Origin of the sequence: Chitinivorax sp. PXF-14 (genome assembly GCF_040812015.1) — a bacterium.
Lineage (GTDB): Bacteria > Pseudomonadota > Gammaproteobacteria > Burkholderiales > SCOH01 > JBFNXJ01.
The window spans coordinates 181,587-200,919 of sequence record NZ_JBFNXJ010000005.1; the positions used below are offsets into that span (position 1 = coordinate 181,587).

A 19,333-nucleotide genomic window follows, 5' to 3' on the forward strand; every position below is an offset into this window, starting at 1 on the left:
ATGCCGCCATGCCCGCCCAACCCGCTCCCCACGGCCCGCAACGCCTGCTGTTGCTGCTCAACATCGCGCTGCTGGTGTCGCTCGAATTCGTGCAGAACGGTGCCGTGTCGTTCGCGGCGGCCTTCATCTCCGGCGGCATCGGCGCCGCACCGGAGGAATTCAGCCTGGCGGCCGCCGTCTACGCGGCCACGGCGGTGGTGATGATCTTCAAGCACCGCTGGCTGGTGGAGCAGCTCGGCTACCGCCATTTCATCCGCCTGTCGCTGGCGCTGTTCGTGCTTGGGGGCGTGCTGTGCGCGCTGTCGAGCAATGTTGGCGAATTCATCGGCGCGCGCTTCGTGCAGGCGCTGGGCGGCTCGGCCTTCTTCACCGCCGGGCGCGTGCAGGTCAACCGTTTCCAGGGCGTCGATCGCGGCACCGCGGTCAAGTTCATGGTGTTCGGCATCGTGCTCGGCAGTGGCGCGACGCCGTGGCTCGCCTCGCTGCTGCTCGAACACCATGCCTGGCAGGGGGTGTTCCTGCTGCCACTGCCGCTGGCGGCCGGCGCCGTGCTGCTGTCGGAGGCGACGCTCGAGGATGTGGTGCCGCACGACAGCAGGAGCGAGCTGCATCTGGGCGGCACGCTGCTGCTGGCCGGCGCCGCGTTCGCGCTGCAGTTCGTGCTCGAGCGCATGCAGTACGACCTGTTCGCCGAGCCCAGGTTGTTGTGGCTGGTCGGCGCGCTGGCGCTCGGCGGGCTGCTGGCCTTCCTGTTCCATGAGCATGGCCGCGAGCGGCCGCTGCTGCCGTTTCGCCAGTTCGGCGGCGAGCGCTACCGCAGCGGCCTGGTGATGTACGGCATCTGCTACCTGGTGCTGTCGGCGAGCTATTACATGCTGCCGATGTTCATGACACGCGGCCTGGGCTTTGGCCTGCTGTCGACCGGCGCATTGCTGGGTGCGACCAGCGCCTTCGCGCTGCTGCCGGTGCTGGTGCATTTCAGGCTGGTCAGGCGCTTCCCGGCACAGCGCAAGTACATGGTGCTGGCCTTCCTGATGCTGGCTGGCTTCGGCTTCGAAATGAGCCGCATGAGCCCCGAGGTATCGCAGTGGCAGCTCGTCCTGCCGCTCCTGGCGCTATCCTGCTTCTCGGCCTTCGGCCAGGGCACGGCGGCGATGAATGCCTATGTCGGCATCGACGACGATGTGTTCTCGCACGCCTATCAGACCAAGAACATGCTGCGCGAGCTGCTCAACTCGACCGGCATCTCGCTCGCCACCATCGTGCTGCAGTCGCGCAGCAGCCTGCACTACCAGCGCATGGTCGAGCGCCTCGACGCGGTGACGCTGGCCAATGCCGGCATGCCGCTGGCCCATGTCCCGACGCAGCAGGACGCATCGCTGCTGCAGGCCTTTGCCAGCCAGATCGCGCAGCAGGCCACACAGCTCGCCTGCCTCGACTTCTTCCGGGCGCTGGTCTGGCTCGCCGCAGTGGCCACGGCCATCGCACTGCTGCAGCGCAAGATCCGCTGAGCCTGCGCACGGATACGAGGGGAATCGACAAGTGCGCCGACGCGCGCGCCGGGCGACAATGGCGGGCCCGGCACGCAGCGTGCGGTGCAGGCAAGCCCACCGCTCGTGCCAATCGCCCGATCACTCCCGACAAAGGCGCCAGATGACCGCTGACCACCCCCTCCGCAACCCTGCTTTCCTTGCCCTGCTGAGTTTTCGCCTGCTGGTGACGCTGTCCTACCAGATCGTCGCCGTCGTGGTCGGCTGGCACATCTACGAGCTGACCCACGATACGCTTGCGCTTGGCCTGATCGGCCTGGCCGAGGTGATCCCCTACTTCTGTTTTGCGCTGTTTGCGGGCTATGCCGTCGACCACTATTCGCGACGCCGCATCGGGCTGTTCGCCTGCGCCCTGCTGCTCGTCAACGCGACGATGCTGACTGCGCTCTCGGCGCGCGGCGTATCGGCCACCGAGGCCTGGTCCATCTATGGCGCCGTGGCCCTGTCCGGGATCGCGCGCGCCTTCATCAGCCCGGCCTACAACTCGATCTTCGGGCTGATCCTGCGGCGCGAGCAGTTCGGCCGCGCCGCAGGCATCGGCAGCTCGATCTTCCAGGGCGCCTTGGTGATCGGCCCGGCACTGGGCGGCGCGCTGGTCGGCTGGGCCAGCAAGACCGCGGCCTACGGCACGGCGCTGGCGCTGGCCGGCGCGGCGATGCTGGCGCTGGCACTGCTGCGCTTCATCGAGCCGCCGTCGCACGGCCAGCGTGCGCCGATCTTCGCCAGCATCGGCGAGGGGCTGCGCTTCGTGTTCGGCAACCAGGTCATCCTCGGCGCGCAGGCGCTCGACATGTTCGCGGTGCTGTTCGGCGGCGCCGTGGCGCTGCTGCCGGCCTTCATCCATGACATCCTGCACTACGGCCCGGAGGGGCTCGGCATCCTGCGCGCGGCGCCCGCCATGGGCGCGGTGGCGACCGGGCTGATGCTGGCGCACCGGCCGCTGGACCGCCACGCGGGCCGCCTGCTGCTGGCCACCGTCGCGGGCTTCGGCATGTGCATCATCCTCTTCGCGCTGTCGCGCAATTTCTGGCTGTCGGCCGTGCTGCTGCTGCTTTCCGGCGCATTCGACGGGGTCTCGGTGGTGCTGCGCAGCACCATCCTGCAGCTGGCCACGCCGGACGCGATGCGCGGGCGCGTGTCGTCGATCAACGGCCTGTTCATCGGTTCGTCCAATGAGCTGGGCGCGTTCGAATCGGGCGTGGCGGCACGCCTGCTGGGCCTGGTGCCGTCGGTGATATTCGGCGGCAGCATGACGCTGCTGGTGGTGGCGATCACCTCGCGACTCGCGCCGAAACTGCGGCAGCTACATGTGAGCCAGCTGCAATGAACGCGGCACGGGGCACGGCCCAGCGGGCGACTGGGCACAGACGCACCAGCTCCCGTCCGAGCTGCACGGTCGATGCCTCGCCCCATGCACGCCGGCGTGAACGGAGCTAGGCTGATACTGGGGAAAACCCCGAGCCGGCACCTCGGGCGATCTTGATGTCGGTCAAACAGTCAGGTCCGGCGCTACGTTACGGTTGACGCTATCTTCAACGCTGATGCACGAAGGACGACACCATGTTCAAACACATCCTCGTTCCAACCGACGGTTCGGAGCTCTCCAACAGTACCGTGGCCGCCGCCGTCCAGCTGGCCGCCACGCTCGGCGCCAAGATCACCGCGCTGTACGTGATGGAGGAATACCCGGTATTGCCGATTGCCGAGTTCGCGCCGGTCAACACGTTGTCGGTCGACGAGTTTCGCGATGCGCAGCTCGAGCAGTCGAAAAAATTCCTGAAACAGGCCGAACAGCTGGCCGCCGCCGCCAATGTGACGTTCGACGCCGCCGCCGTGGCCAGCCTGTCGATCTACCGCAGCATCATCGATACCGCCGAACAGAAAGGCTGCGACCTGATCCTGATGGCCTCGCACGGCCGGCGCGGGCTGGAAGGCCTGCTTCTGGGCAGCGAAACGCACAAGGTGCTGACGCATAGCAAAATCCCGGTATTGGTCTATCGTTAACTAACGACACCATATTTCCCCCACCGGCAGCAGCGCGAGCTTCTGCCGTTTTTTTGTTCATGCCACGGCAACGCCGGCGGGCTATGCTTGAGGCCCCACGGTTCTCCATGTACCCCACCACCATGCCCAGGTCCAAACCGATCAGCCCGGCCGGCGACACGGCAGCAGAGACATTCTGGAATTCGCCGCGGGCCGCGCTGTTCAGCGAGCTCGACGCCAGCGAACGGGGCCTCGCGCAGGCCCAGGCAGACGAGCGGCTGGCGCGCACGGGCGGCAATGTCGTGCGCGACCACCGCGAGCGGCGGCTCGTCGTGCAGTTCCTGTCGCGCTTTCTCAACCCGCTGGTGGCGCTGCTCCTGGTGGCCAGCGCGGTATCGGCGTTCACCGGCGACATCGCCGGCTTCGTCATCATCGTCGGCATCATCCTGATCAGCGTGACGCTCGATTTCGTGCAGGAATACCAGGCCGGCAAGGCCGTCGAGAAGCTGCGCAAGTCGGTGGCGACGCAGGTGCGCGTGCTGCGCGATGGCCAGACCGTGGCGCTGCCATCGGATCAGCTGGCGCCCGGCGACGTGGTGCTGCTCGCGGCCGGCGAGCTGGTGCCGGCCGACGGCCGCGTGATCGAGGCGAGCGATTTCTTCGTCAACCAGGCACAACTGACCGGCGAGCCCTACCCGGTCGAGAAGCATGCGCGCGAGCTCGACGCCGCCACGGCCGACATGGCGCAGGCCACCAATGCGGTATTCATGGGCAGCTCGGTGATCAGCGGCTCGGCGCGCGTGCTGCTGTGCCGCACCGGCAGCCACAGCGCGCTCGGCGGCATCGCCCAGTCGCTGTCCGGCCGGGCGCTGCCGACGGCCTTCGACCTCGGCGTGCGCCAATTCGGCCTGATGATCATGCGCGTGACCATCGCCATGGCGCTGTTCGTGCTGCTGACCAATGTCTTCTTCCATCGCCCCATGCTCGACTCCTTCCTGTTCGCCATGGCGCTGGCGGTGGGGCTGACGCCCGAGCTGCTGCCGATGGTGGTGACGGTGACCATGGCGCGCGGCGGCATGCGCATGGCCAGGCAGCAGGTGATCGTGAAGCAGATGGCGGCGATCCAGAACCTGGGCAGCATGGATGTGCTGTGCACCGACAAGACCGGCACGCTGACCGAGGCCAAGATCAGCCTGCTGCGCCACGTCGACGTGGCCGGTCGTGACAGCGACTGGGTGTTCCAGCTCGCCTACCTCAACAGCTATTTCGAGACCGGCCTCAGGAGCCCGCTGGACGAGGCGATCATCGAGCACGACCAGTTCGATGCCAGCGGCTGGCAGAAGATCGACGAGGTGCCGTTCGACTTCGAGCGGCGCCGCGTGTCGGTGCTGGTGGACGACGACAAGAAGCGCATCCTCGTCGTCAAGGGCGCACCCGAGGACGTGCTCAGGCTATCCACCCACTACGCGCCGGCCCCCGACACGGCGCCGCTGCCGCTCGACGACGCCAGGCGCGCCGAGATCCGCGCGCTGCACGATTCGCTCGCGGCCGACGGCTTCCGCCTGCTCGGCATCGCGCTCGGCCACGTGCCGCCCGAGCACCAGCACGCCAAGGTGACCGACGAGAGCGACATGATCTTCGCTGGCTTCGCGGTCTTTCTCGATCCGCCCAAGCCGAGCGCCGCACCGGCGCTGGCGGCACTGGCGGCGAGCGGCGTGGCGATCAAGGTGGTGACGGGCGACAACGAGCTGGTGTCGCGCCATATCTGCAAGGCGGTCGGGCTCGAAGTGACGGGCCTGCTGACCGGCGACGACATCCACGAGCTCGACGACCATGCGCTGGCCGCGCGAGTGGATCAGGTCAACCTGTTCTGCCGCGTCACGCCGTCGCAGAAGAACCGCGTGATCCTCGCACTCAAGTCGCGCGGCCACACCGTCGGCTACCTCGGCGACGGCATCAACGATGCCCCCTCGCTGCACGCGGCCGATGTCGGCATTTCGGTCGACAGCGCGGTGGACGTGGCCAAGGAGGCAGCCGGCATGATCCTGCTCAAGCAGGACCTGGGCGTGCTGCACGAGGGTGTGCTGGAGGGCCGGCGTACGGCCGGCAACGTGATGAAGTACATCCTCATGGGCACCAGCTCCAACTTCGGCAATATGTTCAGCATGGCGGGTGCCGCGCTGTTCCTGCCCTTCCTGCCGATGCTGCCGCTGCAGGTGCTGCTGAACAACCTGCTGTATGACCTGTCCGAGATCACCATCCCGCTCGACCGCGTCGACGATGCCTATCTCGCACAGCCGCGCCACTGGGACATGGCCTTCATCCGCCGCTTCATGCTGGTGATCGGGCCGGTCAGCTCGCTGTTCGACTTCCTCACCTTCTACGTGATGCTGCAGCTGTTCCACGCCGGCGAGGCCTGGTTCCACACCGGCTGGTTCGTCGAGTCGATCGCGACGCAGGTGCTGGTGATCTTCGTCATCCGCACCCGCGGCAACGCGTTCAAGAGCCGCCCGGCCATGGCGCTGGCCGCGACGTCATTGCTGACGGTGCTGGTGGCCGCGCTGCTGCCCTATCTGCCGTTCGCCCCGCTGCTGGGCTTCACGCCGCTGCCGGCCAGCTTCATGGCGGTGATCGCGGCGATGGTGGCGGTGTATCTGGTGCTGGTGGAGCTGGTGAAACGGGCGTTCTACGCCCGGCTGGGCATGCGCTGACGCGCCCGGCTCAAGGGAAATGGCTGCGGTAGAAGTCCTCGACCTGCTTGCGCGCCCACTGCGTGCGGCGCAGGAAGACGAGGCTGGACTTGATGCTGGGCTCGTGGTTGAAACAGCGGATGTGGATCAGCCGACCGAGCTCCACCCAGCCATAGTGGTCGACCAGCTTGTTGAGGATGGCCTCGAGGGTCATGCCGTGCATCGGGTCGGGGTTGGGCGTGGTCATGGCAGCGAGAATGGGGTTGCAATCGATACGCGCCATTGTACCCGTGCCGGCACGGCCTTACCCACCGGCCTGCGGGCAAGGCCTGGCGGGCAGGCTGCAGGCAAGGCCTGACACCGCCTGCAGCCCCGTGGCCGTCAGGACGCTGCGCCGGGCGCCTTGGGCCGGATGTACATCGGCAGCACGCGTGCCGCCCACAGCAGCATCAACACCAGCCACAACGCCGACGCCGCGTGCAACAGCGCCGTATTGCCGATCAGTGCCGCCAGCACGCGCATCAGCGCCACGCCATGCAGCCCGCAATAGATGGCCCAGGCGACGTTGTCCGCGGCCAGCGGACGGCCGCTATGGCCAAGCGTGACGCGGGTGACGAAGCCGACCAGCATGGTCATGAACATGCCGAGCCCCAGCGCATGCACCGGCGCCGCGCCCACGGCAACGCCGAGCCCGCCGAGCCCGAGCAGGACCATGGCCGGCGCGAGCCAGGCGAAGGCCAGGTGCAGCATCGCCAGCAGGCGGTTGTCGAGGCTCTTGACGACGCCCCAGCGCACGCTGGTGTAGCCGAACAGCCCAGCCAGCGCGAACGCCAGCGGCGCCTGCACGGCGTGCCATCCGAGCCATTCGAGCGCACCCAGCAACAGCGACCCGGCGATCCACACATCGAGCAGCCAGTCGGGCCGCCACATCTGGTAAGGCTTGATGATGTTGCCGCTGAAGAACGGGATCATGCGATGCGCAACCGTCAGGAACACCGGCAGCAGGAAACCCCACAACACCAGCTCGCGGCTCGCCAGCCACCAGCCGGCATCGCCGCTGGCAACCCAGACCAGCGCGGCCAGCATGGCGCCGATGCCGAGCAGCATCGCCATCAACAGGTAACGCGCATGGCGCTTGTCGGCCTGGGTGCTGCGCACGATCAAGCGCTGCCAGCGCCAGGTAACGAGAAACCACGCGAATGCCATCAGCGCAAAACCGGCCGCAGCCAGCCACGGTGCCTCGGTCAAGCCGATCAGCGCCAGCAGCGTGCCGCCGAAGTAGGCACCGCCGGCAAGCAGATAGCCTTCCGGCGGCTGGACGGCCAGCCAACGCGGGCCGGCGGTGAAAATGAAGCCGAGCATGAACGGCGGAAACACGCCGAGCAGCATCAACAGCGCGTGCGCCATCACCGGCGGCACGGCGGGATGCGCCTGGCCGCCGAACAGCAGGCTGCTCGACCACCACAGGAGCAAAATGCAACTCGCCAGCACACCGGAGAAGAAAAATACGCGGTGGGGCTCGATCGACTTGGATGAACTCATTTCTTGACACAATCCGTTGCAAGCCCGGCGGTGGCGACAGCGCCGCCGGGTGATTCGTACTGCTGCTCGAACAACAGGTGCGCCCTGAGCAGCGTGGCAAAGCGGCCCAGGCGCTCACGCAGCGGCAGGCTGTCGTCGCGCAGCAGCGCCTGCAGCGCTGCATGCTCGGCGCGCGCCTGCGACACCGCCTCGGCATGGCCGTTGCGGCGCAGCCTGGGCAGCAGCGACTGCTCTTCCACGCTCATGCGTGGTTCCAGGTGCATGGCCACCTGGTGTTCGAGGATGACCAGCCAGGTCGGCAGCTCATCGTCGGATGCCTGACGGACCGCCTGTTCGAGCGAGGTAATGACACGCCACAAGATGCCCCCCTCTCCGGGAGGCTCTCCGTCGGCCACCGCGACGCCGCTGCTGTCGATCGTATCCACGGCAGACGGCTCAGGCAACGACCTTGAAATCAATCACGATTTCACCGGGGTTGCGTGCCACGTACTCGATCGTGACGTTGTCGCCGAAATGCTGGTTGATCTGGTTCAGCAGCGGGATCGGGTCATGGTCGTTGCAAAAACGCATGGTCTCGCCCGGCATCAGCGCGGCGAGCGCGCCGAAGATCGCGGCGTGGCGGAAGCGCTTGGCGACGCCGCGCGCATCGAAACCGTAGACGCCGTTAACGAACTGGGGAAGGGAGCAATCGTGAGACATGGTGCGATCCTTTATCGGGTCGTGGAAAAAACCGGCGTCGCCATCAGGCGGCGCCAGTGAGTTGCCGGTAGCAGGCGATGAGCCGCTGCGGCAATTGTGCGGGCGATGACACCACGGCATAGCCGCGCAGGCCGAACAGGTGCGGCAGGTAGCGCTGGTGCTCGTGGTCTATCGTCACGCAGAAAGGGATCAGGCCCATCGCGCGCGCCTCTTCGACAGCCTTGCGCGTATCTTCGAGCCCGTAGCGGCTATCGTAGCGGTCGAGATCATTGGGCTTACCGTCGGTCACGATCAGCAGCAGGCGCTGCGCGCTGCGCTGGCGGGCCAGAATCGCCGCGGTATGGCGGATGGCGGCGCCCATGCGCGTGTAGAAGCCGGGTTTGAGCGCGGCGAGGCGGCCGCGGATGGCATCGTCGTAGCGCTCGTCGAAACCCTTGAGCAGATGGCAGCGCACATGCTCGCGCCGCACCGACGAGAAGCCGTAGAGCGCAAAGCGGTCGCGCGTGGCGGTCAGCGCCTCGCTGAACAGGTAGAGGCTGTCGCGCACGACATCGATCACGCGGGCATCGTTGTTGACCCAGGTATCGGTCGACAGCGACAGGTCGGCCAGCAGCAGGCAGGCCAGGTCACGCTCGCGCTTGCGCTGGTCGAGATACAGGCCGGGGTCGGTCGCCGGCAGGCCGCTCATGCGGTCGGACACGTGGCGGATGCACGCATCCACGTCGAGCTCGCTGCCGTCGTGCTGCGCCTTGAGCCGCACCGTCTGCGGCACGAGCGCCTGGAACTGGTTGCGGATGCGCTTGGCTGTGGGCTTGAGGTGAGCCGGCAAGGCGCACGGCGCAGCATCGCGCGCCAGCATCATCTGCACGCGGCAATAGCCTTCCTGCATGCGCTGCTTCTTGTAGTCCCATTCGGGCAACAGGATGCCGTCGGCGAGCACGATGTCGTCCTGCGCCGCTGCCGGCAGGTCGAGGTCGAACTTGACGCGGCTCGCGGTGCTCTGGCCATCGCGCATGATCGAAAGCTGGTCGAGGTCGTCGGCGGCACGCTCGGCGTCGTCGCTGTCGTTTTCGTCCTGCGGGCGGTTGACGTGCACATACTCGGCCCAGGTGAACAGGCTTTCGGCACGGAACAGCAGTGCGAAGCCATTCTTGCCGTCGGGCGCCTCGACGCGCTCGGCGCGGCGCTTGCGGCTGTCGCGCTGTTCCTTGCGCTTGGCCTCGGCCGACTCCGACTCGCTGACTTCGTATTGCCCGACCGGTGCCAGCTCGGGCACCGTCGGTGCCTCCGGGTGCAGCCACAGCGCGATCGGCGCCAGCGGCCGGCGGCTGGCGGGCAGCTCGTGCTGGCTGCCGGGCCGGTCGAGCGCAGCGCGCACGGCCAGTTCGGCGGCGCGTTCGTCGGGCGCCAGGCTGTCGAGCGGCGCGCGCGTCGCCAGCCAGGCATCGAGCAGCTTGCGGTAGCGCGGCACGAAGCCGGGCAAGGCGGCCAGCACGGCCTGGGCCGCGTGCTGGTTGCGGATGAACCACTGCGCATGCGGCATCACGTCGTGCGCCAGCAGCGCCAGCAGCCACAGGTAGAGATCGCGGTTGAGCTCGCGCGTGGGCAGCACGTCGAGCATCTTGGGCAACACCACGCTCGCGTCGTCTGACCAGGCCAGCTCGGTATAGTCGCCGATGCCGGCGATCCTTTCGAGCCAGCTGCGGCGCGCCTCGTGGCGTGTGGCAGTGCCAGCGACGAGGCTCAGGCCATGGTCGCCGCCGAGTGCCCGGAAGAACACCGGCGCAACACGCATCACCTCGGTGAATTCGACACGCGCCTCGGGGTACCCACGGTAGGCGGCACGTCGGATGAAGCGGTCCCATAGGCCGCCAACGATCTCTTCCATATCAGGCGTCCTTTGTTGTCAGGTTGTTCCGTGCCGCCTTCGCATCGAAAGCGGCCTCGGATTCGGCGGCCACCTCGTGCACCCAGTCGAGCAGCGGGCCGCGCGGGTTGTCGGCCTGGGTCTGGCCACAGGCGTCGAGACATTGCCCGCACTGCACGCAGGCGAACATCAGGCGCTTCACGTTGCGCGGCTTGAGTCGCATCGGGCAGACATGGTCGCAGGCCGAGTAGCAGCTCGCGCAATCGGCCGCACGCTGACGCTGGAAGCCGACCACCATGGCCTTGTCGTTGCCCATCCAGGCCAAGCTCTGGAACAGGCCGACGGCGCAGGCATAGCGGCAGAACAGGTGGCGCGCGAACATGAATTCGACAAAGCAGGCGATCGAGCCGGCCGTCAGGAAGACGGCCTGGTTGCGCGTCAGCGTGCCATGCCACAGGTTGCCGTAGACCTCGGCCGGCGGCAGCAGGTAGGTGAGCATCACCAGCGCCCACAGGAAGGCGCAGGCAACCACCAGCGGCAGCACCGCGAACCACCACAGCGGGTCACGCTTGAAGGCTGTGCCGTCCGGGTTGCGGTCGGGCATCGCTTTCGTATCCCACAGGCTCTGCTTGCCGATGGCGCGGCGCAGCGTGCGGTTGATCGTCTCCACCACAGAGAAATGCGGGCACAGCCAGCCGCAGTAGACCCGCCCCCACTTCCAGCTGACGTAGATCACCCCGCCGACAATCGCGACGATCGGCAGAAAGCCGCGCAGCACGATGTTCAGCGCCACCTGCATGGGCGTGGCGTGGCCGGCCAGGAAATCATCCAGGCCCAGCGTCCAGTCGAGCCCGAAAAAGATGAAATGCTTGAGATTGAGGTCGAGCCGGAACAGGTCGAACACCGGTGCCAGCACGAACAGCAGGAAGAAACCTGCCTGCGTCACGGTGCGCCAGTGCTGTACCGGCACACCGAGCCAGCCCAATGGCCGCGACGGCGGCGGTGCCACGACGATCTGGATGGTGCGACGCGTACCGGCGGTCACCATTTGCGCGCCCCAATCAGCGGGTAGGCGAATTCGCGTCCGGCCAGCGCGCGCGACATGGCGAACAGCGCCAGCAGGATCAAGGCCGAATGGCAGCTGATGAAATACAGCAACAGCACGACCCAGGTCGCCGGGTTGGTCAGACCGCCCATGGCCAGGATCAGCAGCGTCACCGCGCCCAGCAGCACACCGGCCCACAGGCTCGCGAACACCGCGCTGCGCACATGATTGCGCAGCAGCGACGACGGAGAGTGCCAGTGGGCGCGGGCCAGCAGCACCAGCAACACGAACGCCAGTACCGGCAGGAAGGTGATGTTGAGCAGGTTGTAGAGCTGCGCCCGGCCGGCGAGCGATTTGGCCTGGTCGTCGTCCATCATCAGCGCCCGAAGCTGGCCTTCACGACTTCGAGCAGTGCCTCGGCAGTATCCGGGTCGTCCGTCAGCGGCTCGACCAGCGCGGCCTCGCAGGCCGCCACTGGGTCGCAGCCGGCGCGGATCAGCGTGCCGGCGTAGACCAGCAGCCGTGTCGACGCGGCCTCTTCGAGGTCATGCCCCTTGAGATTGCGCAGCTGGCCGCCGAGCGTGACCAGCCGCTGAACCATGCCGTCGTCCAGCCCGGTCTCGGCCACCAGCACACGCCGCTCGAGCTCGGGTGGTGGAAAATCGAAGCTCAGCGCGACGAAACGCTGGCGTGTCGACGGCTTGAGACTCTTCAACAGGTTCTGGTAGCCGGGGTTGTACGACACCACCAGCATGAATTCGGGCGGTGCGACGAGTTCTTCGCCGGTGCGTTCGATCGGCAAAATGCGGCGGTCGTCGGTGAGCGGGTGCAGTACCACCGTCGTATCCTTGCGCGCCTCGACCACTTCGTCGAGGTAGCAGATCGCGCCCTGACGCACGGCGCGCGCCAAGGGGCCGTCCGACCAGTAAGTCGAGCCATCGCCAATGAGGTGGCGGCCGACGAGGTCAGCGGCGGTCAGGTCGTCATGACAGGAGACAGTGATCAGCGGGCGCCCGAGCTTGGCCGCCATGTGGGCGACGAAGCGTGTCTTGCCGCAGCCGGTCGGACCCTTGATCAGCAGCGGCAGTTGATTGCGCCAGGCATGCTCGAACAGCGCGCACTCCTGGCCGACAGGCTGGTAGTAAGGCGCCTCGATGGTGGCCGTGATGGCGGGATTAAGTCGGGAGTCGTTCATCTCGCGTCCTCAGTGGCCTAGGGATAGGCGCTATATGAAATTCAGGGCAATGGCACCCAGTACCAGCAACAGCCAGCAGTGCACCAGTGCCCGCCAGTGCAGCGCGGTATGGCGCAGCCCCATGAAATGGTCGATCACCAGGTGGCCCTTGACCAGCGTCAGCGGCAGCACCGCCGCCACCAGCACCGTGCCGTGGCCGAGCTGGCGACCCAGCAGAATCGTTGCCAGCGTCAGGCTCAATAAGACCATCCAGACCCAGGTGGAGGCTTTGATCTTCATCATATTTTCCTGAAAACGATTCTCAATGCAACACGTAAACCAGCGGGAACAGCACGATCCATACCAGATCGACCATATGCCAGTAGCTCGCGCCGGTCTCCACGCCGGCATGATCGGTGTCGCTGTAGCCGCCGCGCTGCGCCTTGATCGCGCAGGCCGCGAGAATGATCATGCCGAGCAGCACGTGCAGGAAATGGAAGAAGGTCAGCGATAGGTAGAACATGTAGAAGGTGTTGGTCGACAGGTTGATGCCTGCGCCAATTTTGTCGGCGAATTCGAACAGCTTGACCACTGCGAACACGGCGCCACTCGCGACGCCAGCCCACAGCCAGCGGGCACAGACGACACCATGGCCGTGGCGGATAGCCTCGACCGCGCGCACGACGAAATAGCTACCGGTGATCAGCACCAGCGTGTTGATAGCGCCTGACACGCGGTTCAGCGTGGCTTGCGTGGCATTGAACAACTCGACATGGTGCGCCCGGGTGAACGCATAGGAGATGAAGAAAACACCGAACGCCAAGAGCTCGGCCATGATGAAGAACCACATCGCCAGGTCGCCCGGCAGTGGCTGGGCTTCAGCGTGCGGCGCATGGGCTAGCGGTGCCGGCGCCGGAGTATCGTTGGCATCGTGAAACATGGTCTGCTCGGTTTTACTGTTGTTGCAATGGAAAAAACGGGGCACGGTAAACCGTGCCCCCCTGCCTTCAAGTGCTCAGTTCATGCAGCACTCAGGCAGCTTTCGCACTCTTGCCTCCGATGAAGAAGCTGATGATGTAGAGCACCAGCCCGGCAGCGAAGAACACGCCGGTCACTTCACGCATCCAGTAGAAGATGGCGACTTGGTCCTGCGCAGCCATGAACGGCATCGGCGTAGTCGACACGCGTTGCAGCCAGACTTGCAGGATGCCTGCGGCAGTCAGGAACAACGTAATGAACACCATGGCGATGGTCATGATCCAGAACGCCCACATTTCCACGATCTGCGACTTCTCGCTGTTGGCTTCGCGACCGCGCATTATCGGCATGGCGTAGCTGATGATCGTCAGCACCACCATGGCATAGGCGCCATAGAAAGCGATGTGGCCGTGTGCCGCGGTGATCTGCGTGCCGTGGGTGTAATAGTTGACCGGAGCCAGTGTGTGCAGGAAGCCCCATACACCCGCGCCGAGGAAGGACATCACACCGGTACCCAGCGCCCACAGCGTGGCAGCCTTGTTGGGATGCTCACGGCGGCGACGGTTGACCATGTTGAATGCGAACACTGTCATCATGAAGAACGGAATCGGCTCCAGAGCGGAGAACACGCTACCCCACCACTGCCAGTATTCCGGTGCACCGATCCAGTAGTAGTGGTGGCCAGTACCGATGAGGCCGGTCACGAGCGACATGGCGATGATCACATACAGCCACTTCTCGATCACTTCGCGGTCGACGCCGGTCACCTTGATCAGCACGTAAGCCAGCAGGCTGCCGAGAATCAGCTCCCACACGCCTTCCACCCACAGATGCACGACCCACCACCAGTAGTACTTGTCCTTGACCAGGTTAGCCGGGTTGTAGAACGAGAACAGGAAGAAGATCGCCAGCCCCCACAGCCCCAGCAACAGTACCAGCGAGATCGAGGTCTTGCGGCCTGCGAGCACGGTCATGGAGATGTTGTAGAGGAAGGCGAGCGCCACCACGACGATACCGACCTTGGTTGGCAACGGCTGCTCTAGGAACTCCCGCCCCATCGTCTGCAGGATGTCATTCCCGGAAAGCCGCGCCAGCTCAGCATAAGGCATGGCCAGATAGCCGATGATCGTCAGCGCGCCGGCGATCAGGAATATCCAGAACATCACCTTGGCCAGTGCCGGGCTATGCAGCTCGCGTTCCGACTCTTCCGGAATCAGGTAGTAGGCACCACCCATGAAGCCGAACAGCAGCCACACGATGAGCAGGTTGGTGTGTACCATCCGCGCGGCGTTGAATGGAATGGCCGGGAACAGGAAATCCCCCACCACATATTGCAGGCCCATGATCAGGCCAAACACGATCTGGGCGGCAAACAGCCCTATCGCGGCGATGAAATACGGCTTCGCAACCGCTTGTGACTTGTATTGCATGGTTTTCTCCGCTTGGTCCGTACCCGCTTAACCCTCGATATTAGGTGGCCACTTGCTGGTGTTGATTTCCGAGGTGTACTTCAGGAACGCAACCAGATCGTCAAGCTGGGCATCAGTCAGATGAAACTGCGGCATCTGACGGCGTCCCGGCGCGCCGGTCGGTTGCGCCTTGATCCAGGCCTTGATGAAGTCCGGCCCACGGCGTACGTAGACGTTACCGAGTTCGGGTGCGAAATAAGCGCCCTCGCCCAGCAGCGTGTGACAGCCGATGCAATCATGTGTCTCCCAGACTTTCTTACCGCGCGCCACTTGCTCAGTCAGATTCTGACTATTGTCGCGCTTGGGCAGGGTTGCATTGGTGTCGAACGTCAACGCGACGAACAACAGAAAGAAAAACATCGAACCGCCATAAAAAATATTGCGGGCGGTCGACTTCGTGAATGTCCCGCTCATGTATACCCCCTTATGCGAATTTGCAGGCTGACTTTACGAAACCCGCGCCACTACGCTCATTGACTCAGGTCAAGTGAATACTAGACATTGTAAAAGCTTAGGGTCTGTACTACCAAATATCTAGTTCTTCCGCTGGTTCGCGTTTCGACAAACCTTTGACAACAATCAAGGTCGTGGCGCCATGGCCTGCGCGATGCTGAGCGCCGTAACCAGTGCAATGCCTTCATAGTACGTTCCGATAAGGAGAACAATATGAGTCACAAGGGATTTAAACACATTCGTGGGCTGTTCCTGCTGGCCGCCATGCCGTTCGCGGTGAATCTGGCCTACGCAGAAGAACAGCACACCACCCAGCCGGAGGCCAATTACCAGGCCGGCAGCTCCCCCCTGGCGCAGGAAGAAATGCACCAGAACATCAACCCCAAGGCGCCACCGATGACGGCCAAGGAATTCGCGCGCGCCAAGCAGATCTACTTCGAGCGCTGCGCCGGCTGTCACGGCGTGCTGCGCAAGGGTGCGACCGGCAAGCCGCTGACCACCGACAAGACGCTCGCCAACGGCACAGACTACCTCAAGGTGTTCATCAAGTACGGCTCGCCGGCCGGCATGCCGAACTGGGGCACCTCGGGCGAGCTGAGCGACGACGAAGTCGACATGATGGCCCGCTACATCCAGCAGGAGCCACCGACCCCGCCGGAATACTCGCTGGCTGACATCGAGAAGACGCGCAAGGAATACATCCCGGTCTCCAAGCGTCCGACCAAGAAGATGAATAACTACAACATCCAGAACATCTTCTCCGTCACCTTGCGTGACAGCGGCGAAGTTGCGCTGATCGATGGCGACTCCAAGAAGATCATCAACATCGTCAAGACCGGCTACGCGGTGCACATCTCGCGTATCTCGGCATCCGGCCGCTACCTGTACGTGATCGGCCGCGACGCGCGCATCAACCTGATCGACTTGTGGATGGAAAAACCCGACAACGTCGCCGAGATCAAGGTCGGCCTCGAAGCACGTTCGGTGGAAACCTCCAAGTTCAAGGGCTGGGAAGACAAGATCGCCGTGGCCGGCACCTACTGGCCGCCGCAATACGTGATCATGGACGGCGACACGCTGAAGCCGAAGAAAGTGGTCTCGACCCGCGGCATGACGGTCGACAACGAATACCACCCGGAACCGCGCGTGGCGTCGATCGTGGCATCGCACTACAAGCCCGAGTTCGTGATCAATGCCAAGGAATCCGGCAAGATCATGATGGTCGACTATTCCGACCTGAACAACCTCAAGACCACCACACTCGACGCAGCCAAGTTCCTGCATGACGGCGGCTTCGACAGCACCGGCCGCTACTTCCTGGTGGCAGCCAATGCCTCGAACAAGATCGCCGTGGTCGACACCAAGGAAGACAAGCTCGCGGCACTGGTCGATGTCGGCAAGATCCCGCACCCGGGCCGTGGCGCCAACTTCGTGCACCCGAAATTCGGCCCGGTCTGGGCGACTTCCCACCTCGGCGCGGAAGACGTCACCCTCATCGGCACCGACCCGGTCAAGCACAAGGCCCAGGCCTGGAAGGTTGTCGAAGTGCTGAAGGGCCAGGGTGGTGGCTCGCTGTTCATCAAGACCCATCCGAAGTCGAAGAACCTGTGGGTCGACACGCCGCTCAATCCCGATGCCAAGGTCAACCAGTCGGTTGCGGTATATGACATCAACAACCTGTCGAAGCCCGCACAGATCGTCGACATCGCAGCCTGCGCCAAGGATCTCGGCGAAGGTGCGAAGCGCGTGGTGCAGCCTGAGTACAACCAGGCGGGCGACGAAGTGTGGTTCTCGGTGTGGAGCGCGAAGGACAAGAAATCCGCCATCGTCGTGGTGGATGACAAGACCCGTAGCTGCAAGGCCGTGATCACCGATCCGAAGCTGATCACTCCGACCGGCAAGTTCAACGTCCATAACACCCAGCACGACATCTACTGATGATCTGGATTTGCGCCGGATCAAGGTCTGGCGGGCCCATCAGCGCTAAGCTGGGCGGGCCTGTCAGACTGATAACTAACTTAACTCGGGAGAAAACCATGTTGATTCGTTCCCTACTCGCCGTCGCCGGTGTCGCCTGTCTGTGGATGGCCTCGCCCGCCCAGGCTGCGGTCGATGCCGCCAAGGCACAAGAGCTGCTGACCAAGAGTGGCTGCGTCGCCTGCCACGCCAAGGACAAGAAGCTCGTCGGCCCGGCCTTCCAGGAAATTGCCAAGAAGTACAAGGGCAATGCCGGAGCTGAAGCGCAGCTGATCAAGAAGGTCATGGAAGGTGGCTCGGGCAACTGGGGTGCCATCCCCATGCCGCCCAACAAGGGCAAGGCCTCCGACGCTGACTTCAAGGTCATGGTCGAGTACGTACTGGCTCAATAAGGGCTGACCGTCATGACCCTGTCGCCGCGGCCGACATCCCTCCTCCTCGGTCTCGTCGCGGCGACCTGGTTCACAGCGGCTATCGCGGCTCCACCCGAGCCGGCACGCCAACAGGCGCTGCTGCACCTGCTACATCAGGACTGCGGCGCCTGTCACGGCATGCAACTGAAAGGCGGGCTAGGCCCCGCACTGACGCCGGACGCTCTCGCCGGCAAACCCGTCGACAGCCTGATCGCGACCGTGCTGTACGGCCGACCAGGTACTGCCATGCCGCCATGGAAGCCGTTCATGAATGAAACAGAAGCGGCCTGGCTGATCCACTGGATAACTCAAGATGCGCCTACTGCCCCACCTGCTGGCGCCCCTGGCCGCTAGCCTGCTGCTCGGCGCCTGCGCCACCCCTCCCGCCGTGAATGCGACCGGCGACCTGGGCGTGGTGATCGAACGCGCGTCGGGCTCCGTCCAGATCGTCGAACGTGCCCCGCACCGCGTATTGAGCCGTGTCGAAGGACTCGGCGATCTGTCGCATGCCTCGCTGGTGTTTTCGCGCGATGCGCGCTTCGCCTATGTGTTCGGCCGCGACGGCGCGCTGACCAAGGTCGATCTGCTCGAACAGCGCATCGTCAAGCGCTCGCTGCAGGCCGGCAACAGCATCGGCGGCGCCATCTCGCAGGATGGCAAGCTGGTGGTGGCACAAAACTACACGCCGGGCGGCATCAAGGTGTTCGACGCCGATACGCTCGCCCAGCTCGCCGACATCCCCGCCGTCGATCGCGACGGCAAGCCGTCCAAGGTCGTCGGCCTCGCAGACCTGCCCGGCAACCGCTTCGCCTACGCGCTGTTCGAAGCCGGTGAAATCTGGGTGGTGGACCTCGCCGACCCAGCCAAACCCGCCATCGCCAAGTATCCCGCCGGCCAGCAGCCCTACGATGGGCTGGTCAGCCCCGAAGGCCGCTACTACCTCGCTGGCCTGTTCGGCGAGGATGGCATCGCGCTGCTCGACACCTGGCACCCCGAGCAGGGCGTGAAGCGCATCCTGCCCGGCTACGGCCGCGGCGAGGAAAAGCTGCCCGTCTACAAGATGCCCCACCTGCGCGGCTGGGCCATGACCGCCGACCGCGTCTTCCTGCCTGCCATCGGCCACCACGAGGTGCTGGTAGCCGATAAGCGCGACTGGCGCGAGATCGGCCGGGTCAAGCTGCTCGGCCAGCCGGTGTTCGCAATGGTCGAGCCCTCGCACCGCCGGGTATGGGTCAATTTCGCCTTCCCCGACAACGACAAGGTGCAGGTGGTCGATACCGAAACGCTGCAGGTGATCGCTACGCTGAAGCCCGGCAAGGCCATCCTGCACATGGAATTCTCCGCGCGCGGCGACGAGGTGTGGCTGTCGGCGCGCGACAGCGACGAGGTGGCGGTGTTCGATACGCGCACCCTGCGCGAGACCGCGCGCTTCCCGTCCAAGAGCCCGTCGGGCATCTTCTTCGCATGGCGCGCCAACCGGATCGGGATGTGAT

Annotated in this window: 20 protein-coding genes; 8 read left to right on the top strand and 12 right to left on the bottom strand. The window is 64.9% G+C overall.

Annotation, left to right across the window (positions count from 1 at the left end; all coding sequences use genetic code 11):
* The first annotated feature begins 8 nt into the window (after positions 1-8).
* The 4 genes from ABWL39_RS08545 (at position 9) to mgtA (ending at position 6,244) form a co-directional block, all read left to right on the top strand.
* Positions 9-1,511 (top strand): MFS transporter, encoded by a 1,503-nt coding sequence (locus tag ABWL39_RS08545; RefSeq protein WP_367789047.1) that lies wholly within the window; start codon positions 9-11, stop codon positions 1,509-1,511.
* Positions 1,512-1,653: 142 nt separating this feature from the next.
* Positions 1,654-2,877 (top strand): MFS transporter, encoded by a 1,224-nt coding sequence (locus ABWL39_RS08550; RefSeq protein WP_367789049.1) that lies wholly within the window; start codon positions 1,654-1,656, stop codon positions 2,875-2,877.
* A 233-nt stretch (positions 2,878-3,110) separates the two neighbouring features.
* Positions 3,111-3,554 carry a universal stress protein gene (locus tag ABWL39_RS08555; protein ID WP_367789052.1) on the top strand — a complete coding sequence of 148 codons (444 nt, stop codon included), beginning with the start codon at positions 3,111-3,113 and terminating at the stop codon, positions 3,552-3,554.
* A 122-nt stretch (positions 3,555-3,676) separates the two neighbouring features.
* A complete protein-coding gene (mgtA, locus tag ABWL39_RS08560; protein WP_367789056.1) occupies positions 3,677-6,244 on the top strand; it encodes a magnesium-translocating P-type ATPase in 2,568 nt (855 codons plus the stop codon).
* Between the two features lie 10 nt (positions 6,245-6,254).
* Here mgtA and ABWL39_RS08565 read toward each other — a convergent pair whose 3' ends face one another.
* From ABWL39_RS08565 to ABWL39_RS08620, 12 genes are all read right to left on the bottom strand, one after another.
* Positions 6,255-6,506: a VF530 family DNA-binding protein gene (locus tag ABWL39_RS08565; RefSeq protein ID WP_367789059.1), complete on the bottom strand. Its 252-nt coding sequence runs from the start codon at positions 6,504-6,506 to the stop codon at positions 6,255-6,257.
* A 98-nt stretch (positions 6,507-6,604) separates the two neighbouring features.
* Positions 6,605-7,765, bottom strand: coding sequence for an NnrS family protein (locus ABWL39_RS08570; protein WP_367789062.1), 1,161 nt, complete (start codon positions 7,763-7,765; stop codon positions 6,605-6,607).
* Positions 7,762-8,190 (bottom strand): hypothetical protein, encoded by a 429-nt coding sequence (locus tag ABWL39_RS08575; RefSeq protein WP_367789064.1) that lies wholly within the window; start codon positions 8,188-8,190, stop codon positions 7,762-7,764. Before ABWL39_RS08575 ends, ABWL39_RS08570 begins: the two co-directional genes overlap by 4 nt.
* Positions 8,191-8,200: 10 nt before the next feature.
* Positions 8,201-8,464, bottom strand: coding sequence for a DUF2249 domain-containing protein (locus ABWL39_RS08580; RefSeq protein ID WP_367789067.1), 264 nt, complete (start codon positions 8,462-8,464; stop codon positions 8,201-8,203).
* A gap of 43 nt (positions 8,465-8,507) precedes the next feature.
* Positions 8,508-10,352: a nitric oxide reductase activation protein NorD gene (locus tag ABWL39_RS08585; RefSeq protein WP_367789070.1), complete on the bottom strand. Its 1,845-nt coding sequence runs from the start codon at positions 10,350-10,352 to the stop codon at positions 8,508-8,510.
* Position 10,353: 1 nt separating this feature from the next.
* Positions 10,354-11,379 (bottom strand): 4Fe-4S binding protein, encoded by a 1,026-nt coding sequence (locus ABWL39_RS08590; RefSeq protein WP_367789073.1) that lies wholly within the window; start codon positions 11,377-11,379, stop codon positions 10,354-10,356.
* Positions 11,373-11,753, bottom strand: coding sequence for a hypothetical protein (locus ABWL39_RS08595; RefSeq protein ID WP_367789075.1), 381 nt, complete (start codon positions 11,751-11,753; stop codon positions 11,373-11,375). Before ABWL39_RS08595 ends, ABWL39_RS08590 begins: the two co-directional genes overlap by 7 nt.
* A complete protein-coding gene (locus ABWL39_RS08600) occupies positions 11,753-12,571 on the bottom strand; it encodes a CbbQ/NirQ/NorQ/GpvN family protein (RefSeq protein ID WP_367789077.1) in 819 nt (272 codons plus the stop codon). The genes ABWL39_RS08595 and ABWL39_RS08600 overlap by 1 nt, the downstream gene beginning before the upstream one ends.
* Before the next feature lie 30 nt (positions 12,572-12,601).
* Positions 12,602-12,853, bottom strand: a complete 252-nt coding sequence (locus ABWL39_RS08605) for a cytochrome C oxidase subunit IV family protein (protein WP_367789080.1) — start codon at positions 12,851-12,853, stop codon at positions 12,602-12,604.
* Between the two features lie 19 nt (positions 12,854-12,872).
* Positions 12,873-13,400 carry a cytochrome c oxidase subunit 3 family protein gene (locus ABWL39_RS08610; RefSeq protein WP_367789315.1) on the bottom strand — a complete coding sequence of 176 codons (528 nt, stop codon included), beginning with the start codon at positions 13,398-13,400 and terminating at the stop codon, positions 12,873-12,875.
* A 181-nt stretch (positions 13,401-13,581) separates the two neighbouring features.
* On the bottom strand, positions 13,582-14,958 hold the full coding sequence (locus ABWL39_RS08615) for a cbb3-type cytochrome c oxidase subunit I (protein WP_367789083.1): 1,377 nt from the start codon (positions 14,956-14,958) through the stop codon (positions 13,582-13,584).
* A gap of 27 nt (positions 14,959-14,985) precedes the next feature.
* Complete coding sequence (locus ABWL39_RS08620) at positions 14,986-15,411, bottom strand: cytochrome c (RefSeq protein ID WP_367789085.1); 426 nt, start codon at positions 15,409-15,411, stop codon at positions 14,986-14,988.
* 252 nt (positions 15,412-15,663) lie between these two features.
* On the opposite strand from ABWL39_RS08620, the gene ABWL39_RS08625 reads away from it, so the two are divergent.
* From ABWL39_RS08625 to ABWL39_RS08640, 4 genes are all read left to right on the top strand, one after another.
* Entirely contained in the window at positions 15,664-17,388 is a 1,725-nt protein-coding gene (locus tag ABWL39_RS08625) for a cytochrome D1 domain-containing protein (RefSeq protein WP_367789089.1), read from the top strand.
* Positions 17,389-17,486: 98 nt separating this feature from the next.
* A complete protein-coding gene (locus ABWL39_RS08630; protein ID WP_367789092.1) occupies positions 17,487-17,819 on the top strand; it encodes a c-type cytochrome in 333 nt (110 codons plus the stop codon).
* Positions 17,820-17,831: 12 nt separating this feature from the next.
* Positions 17,832-18,194 carry a cytochrome c gene (locus ABWL39_RS08635; protein WP_367789095.1) on the top strand — a complete coding sequence of 121 codons (363 nt, stop codon included), beginning with the start codon at positions 17,832-17,834 and terminating at the stop codon, positions 18,192-18,194.
* On the top strand, positions 18,154-19,332 hold the full coding sequence (locus ABWL39_RS08640) for a cytochrome D1 domain-containing protein (protein ID WP_367789098.1): 1,179 nt from the start codon (positions 18,154-18,156) through the stop codon (positions 19,330-19,332). The genes ABWL39_RS08635 and ABWL39_RS08640 overlap by 41 nt, the downstream gene beginning before the upstream one ends.
* Position 19,333: the final 1 nt, after the last annotated feature.

What these genes read in the sequence shown, in the direction of transcription:
- ABWL39_RS08585 (WP_367789070.1), bottom strand. Translation starts at nt 10,352, where the DNA reads ATGGAAGAGATCGTTGGCGGCCTATGGGACCGCTTCATCCGACGTGCC.
- ABWL39_RS08615 (WP_367789083.1), bottom strand. Translation starts at nt 14,958, where the DNA reads ATGCAATACAAGTCACAAGCGGTTGCGAAGCCGTATTTCATCGCCGCG.
- mgtA (WP_367789056.1), top strand. Translation starts at nt 3,677, where the DNA reads ATGCCCAGGTCCAAACCGATCAGCCCGGCCGGCGACACGGCAGCAGAG.
- ABWL39_RS08620 (WP_367789085.1), bottom strand. Translation starts at nt 15,411, where the DNA reads ATGAGCGGGACATTCACGAAGTCGACCGCCCGCAATATTTTTTATGGC.
- ABWL39_RS08565 (WP_367789059.1), bottom strand. Translation starts at nt 6,506, where the DNA reads ATGGCGCGTATCGATTGCAACCCCATTCTCGCTGCCATGACCACGCCC.
- ABWL39_RS08545 (WP_367789047.1), top strand. Translation starts at nt 9, where the DNA reads ATGCCCGCCCAACCCGCTCCCCACGGCCCGCAACGCCTGCTGTTGCTG.
- ABWL39_RS08600 (WP_367789077.1), bottom strand. Translation starts at nt 12,571, where the DNA reads ATGAACGACTCCCGACTTAATCCCGCCATCACGGCCACCATCGAGGCG.
- ABWL39_RS08640 (WP_367789098.1), top strand. Translation starts at nt 18,154, where the DNA reads ATGCGCCTACTGCCCCACCTGCTGGCGCCCCTGGCCGCTAGCCTGCTG.
- ABWL39_RS08635 (WP_367789095.1), top strand. Translation starts at nt 17,832, where the DNA reads ATGACCCTGTCGCCGCGGCCGACATCCCTCCTCCTCGGTCTCGTCGCG.
- ABWL39_RS08625 (WP_367789089.1), top strand. Translation starts at nt 15,664, where the DNA reads ATGAGTCACAAGGGATTTAAACACATTCGTGGGCTGTTCCTGCTGGCC.
- ABWL39_RS08580 (WP_367789067.1), bottom strand. Translation starts at nt 8,464, where the DNA reads ATGTCTCACGATTGCTCCCTTCCCCAGTTCGTTAACGGCGTCTACGGT.
- ABWL39_RS08595 (WP_367789075.1), bottom strand. Translation starts at nt 11,753, where the DNA reads ATGATGGACGACGACCAGGCCAAATCGCTCGCCGGCCGGGCGCAGCTC.
- ABWL39_RS08570 (WP_367789062.1), bottom strand. Translation starts at nt 7,765, where the DNA reads ATGAGTTCATCCAAGTCGATCGAGCCCCACCGCGTATTTTTCTTCTCC.
- ABWL39_RS08590 (WP_367789073.1), bottom strand. Translation starts at nt 11,379, where the DNA reads ATGGTGACCGCCGGTACGCGTCGCACCATCCAGATCGTCGTGGCACCG.
- ABWL39_RS08610 (WP_367789315.1), bottom strand. Translation starts at nt 13,400, where the DNA reads ATGTGGTTCTTCATCATGGCCGAGCTCTTGGCGTTCGGTGTTTTCTTC.
- ABWL39_RS08555 (WP_367789052.1), top strand. Translation starts at nt 3,111, where the DNA reads ATGTTCAAACACATCCTCGTTCCAACCGACGGTTCGGAGCTCTCCAAC.
- ABWL39_RS08630 (WP_367789092.1), top strand. Translation starts at nt 17,487, where the DNA reads ATGTTGATTCGTTCCCTACTCGCCGTCGCCGGTGTCGCCTGTCTGTGG.
- ABWL39_RS08550 (WP_367789049.1), top strand. Translation starts at nt 1,654, where the DNA reads ATGACCGCTGACCACCCCCTCCGCAACCCTGCTTTCCTTGCCCTGCTG.
- ABWL39_RS08605 (WP_367789080.1), bottom strand. Translation starts at nt 12,853, where the DNA reads ATGATGAAGATCAAAGCCTCCACCTGGGTCTGGATGGTCTTATTGAGC.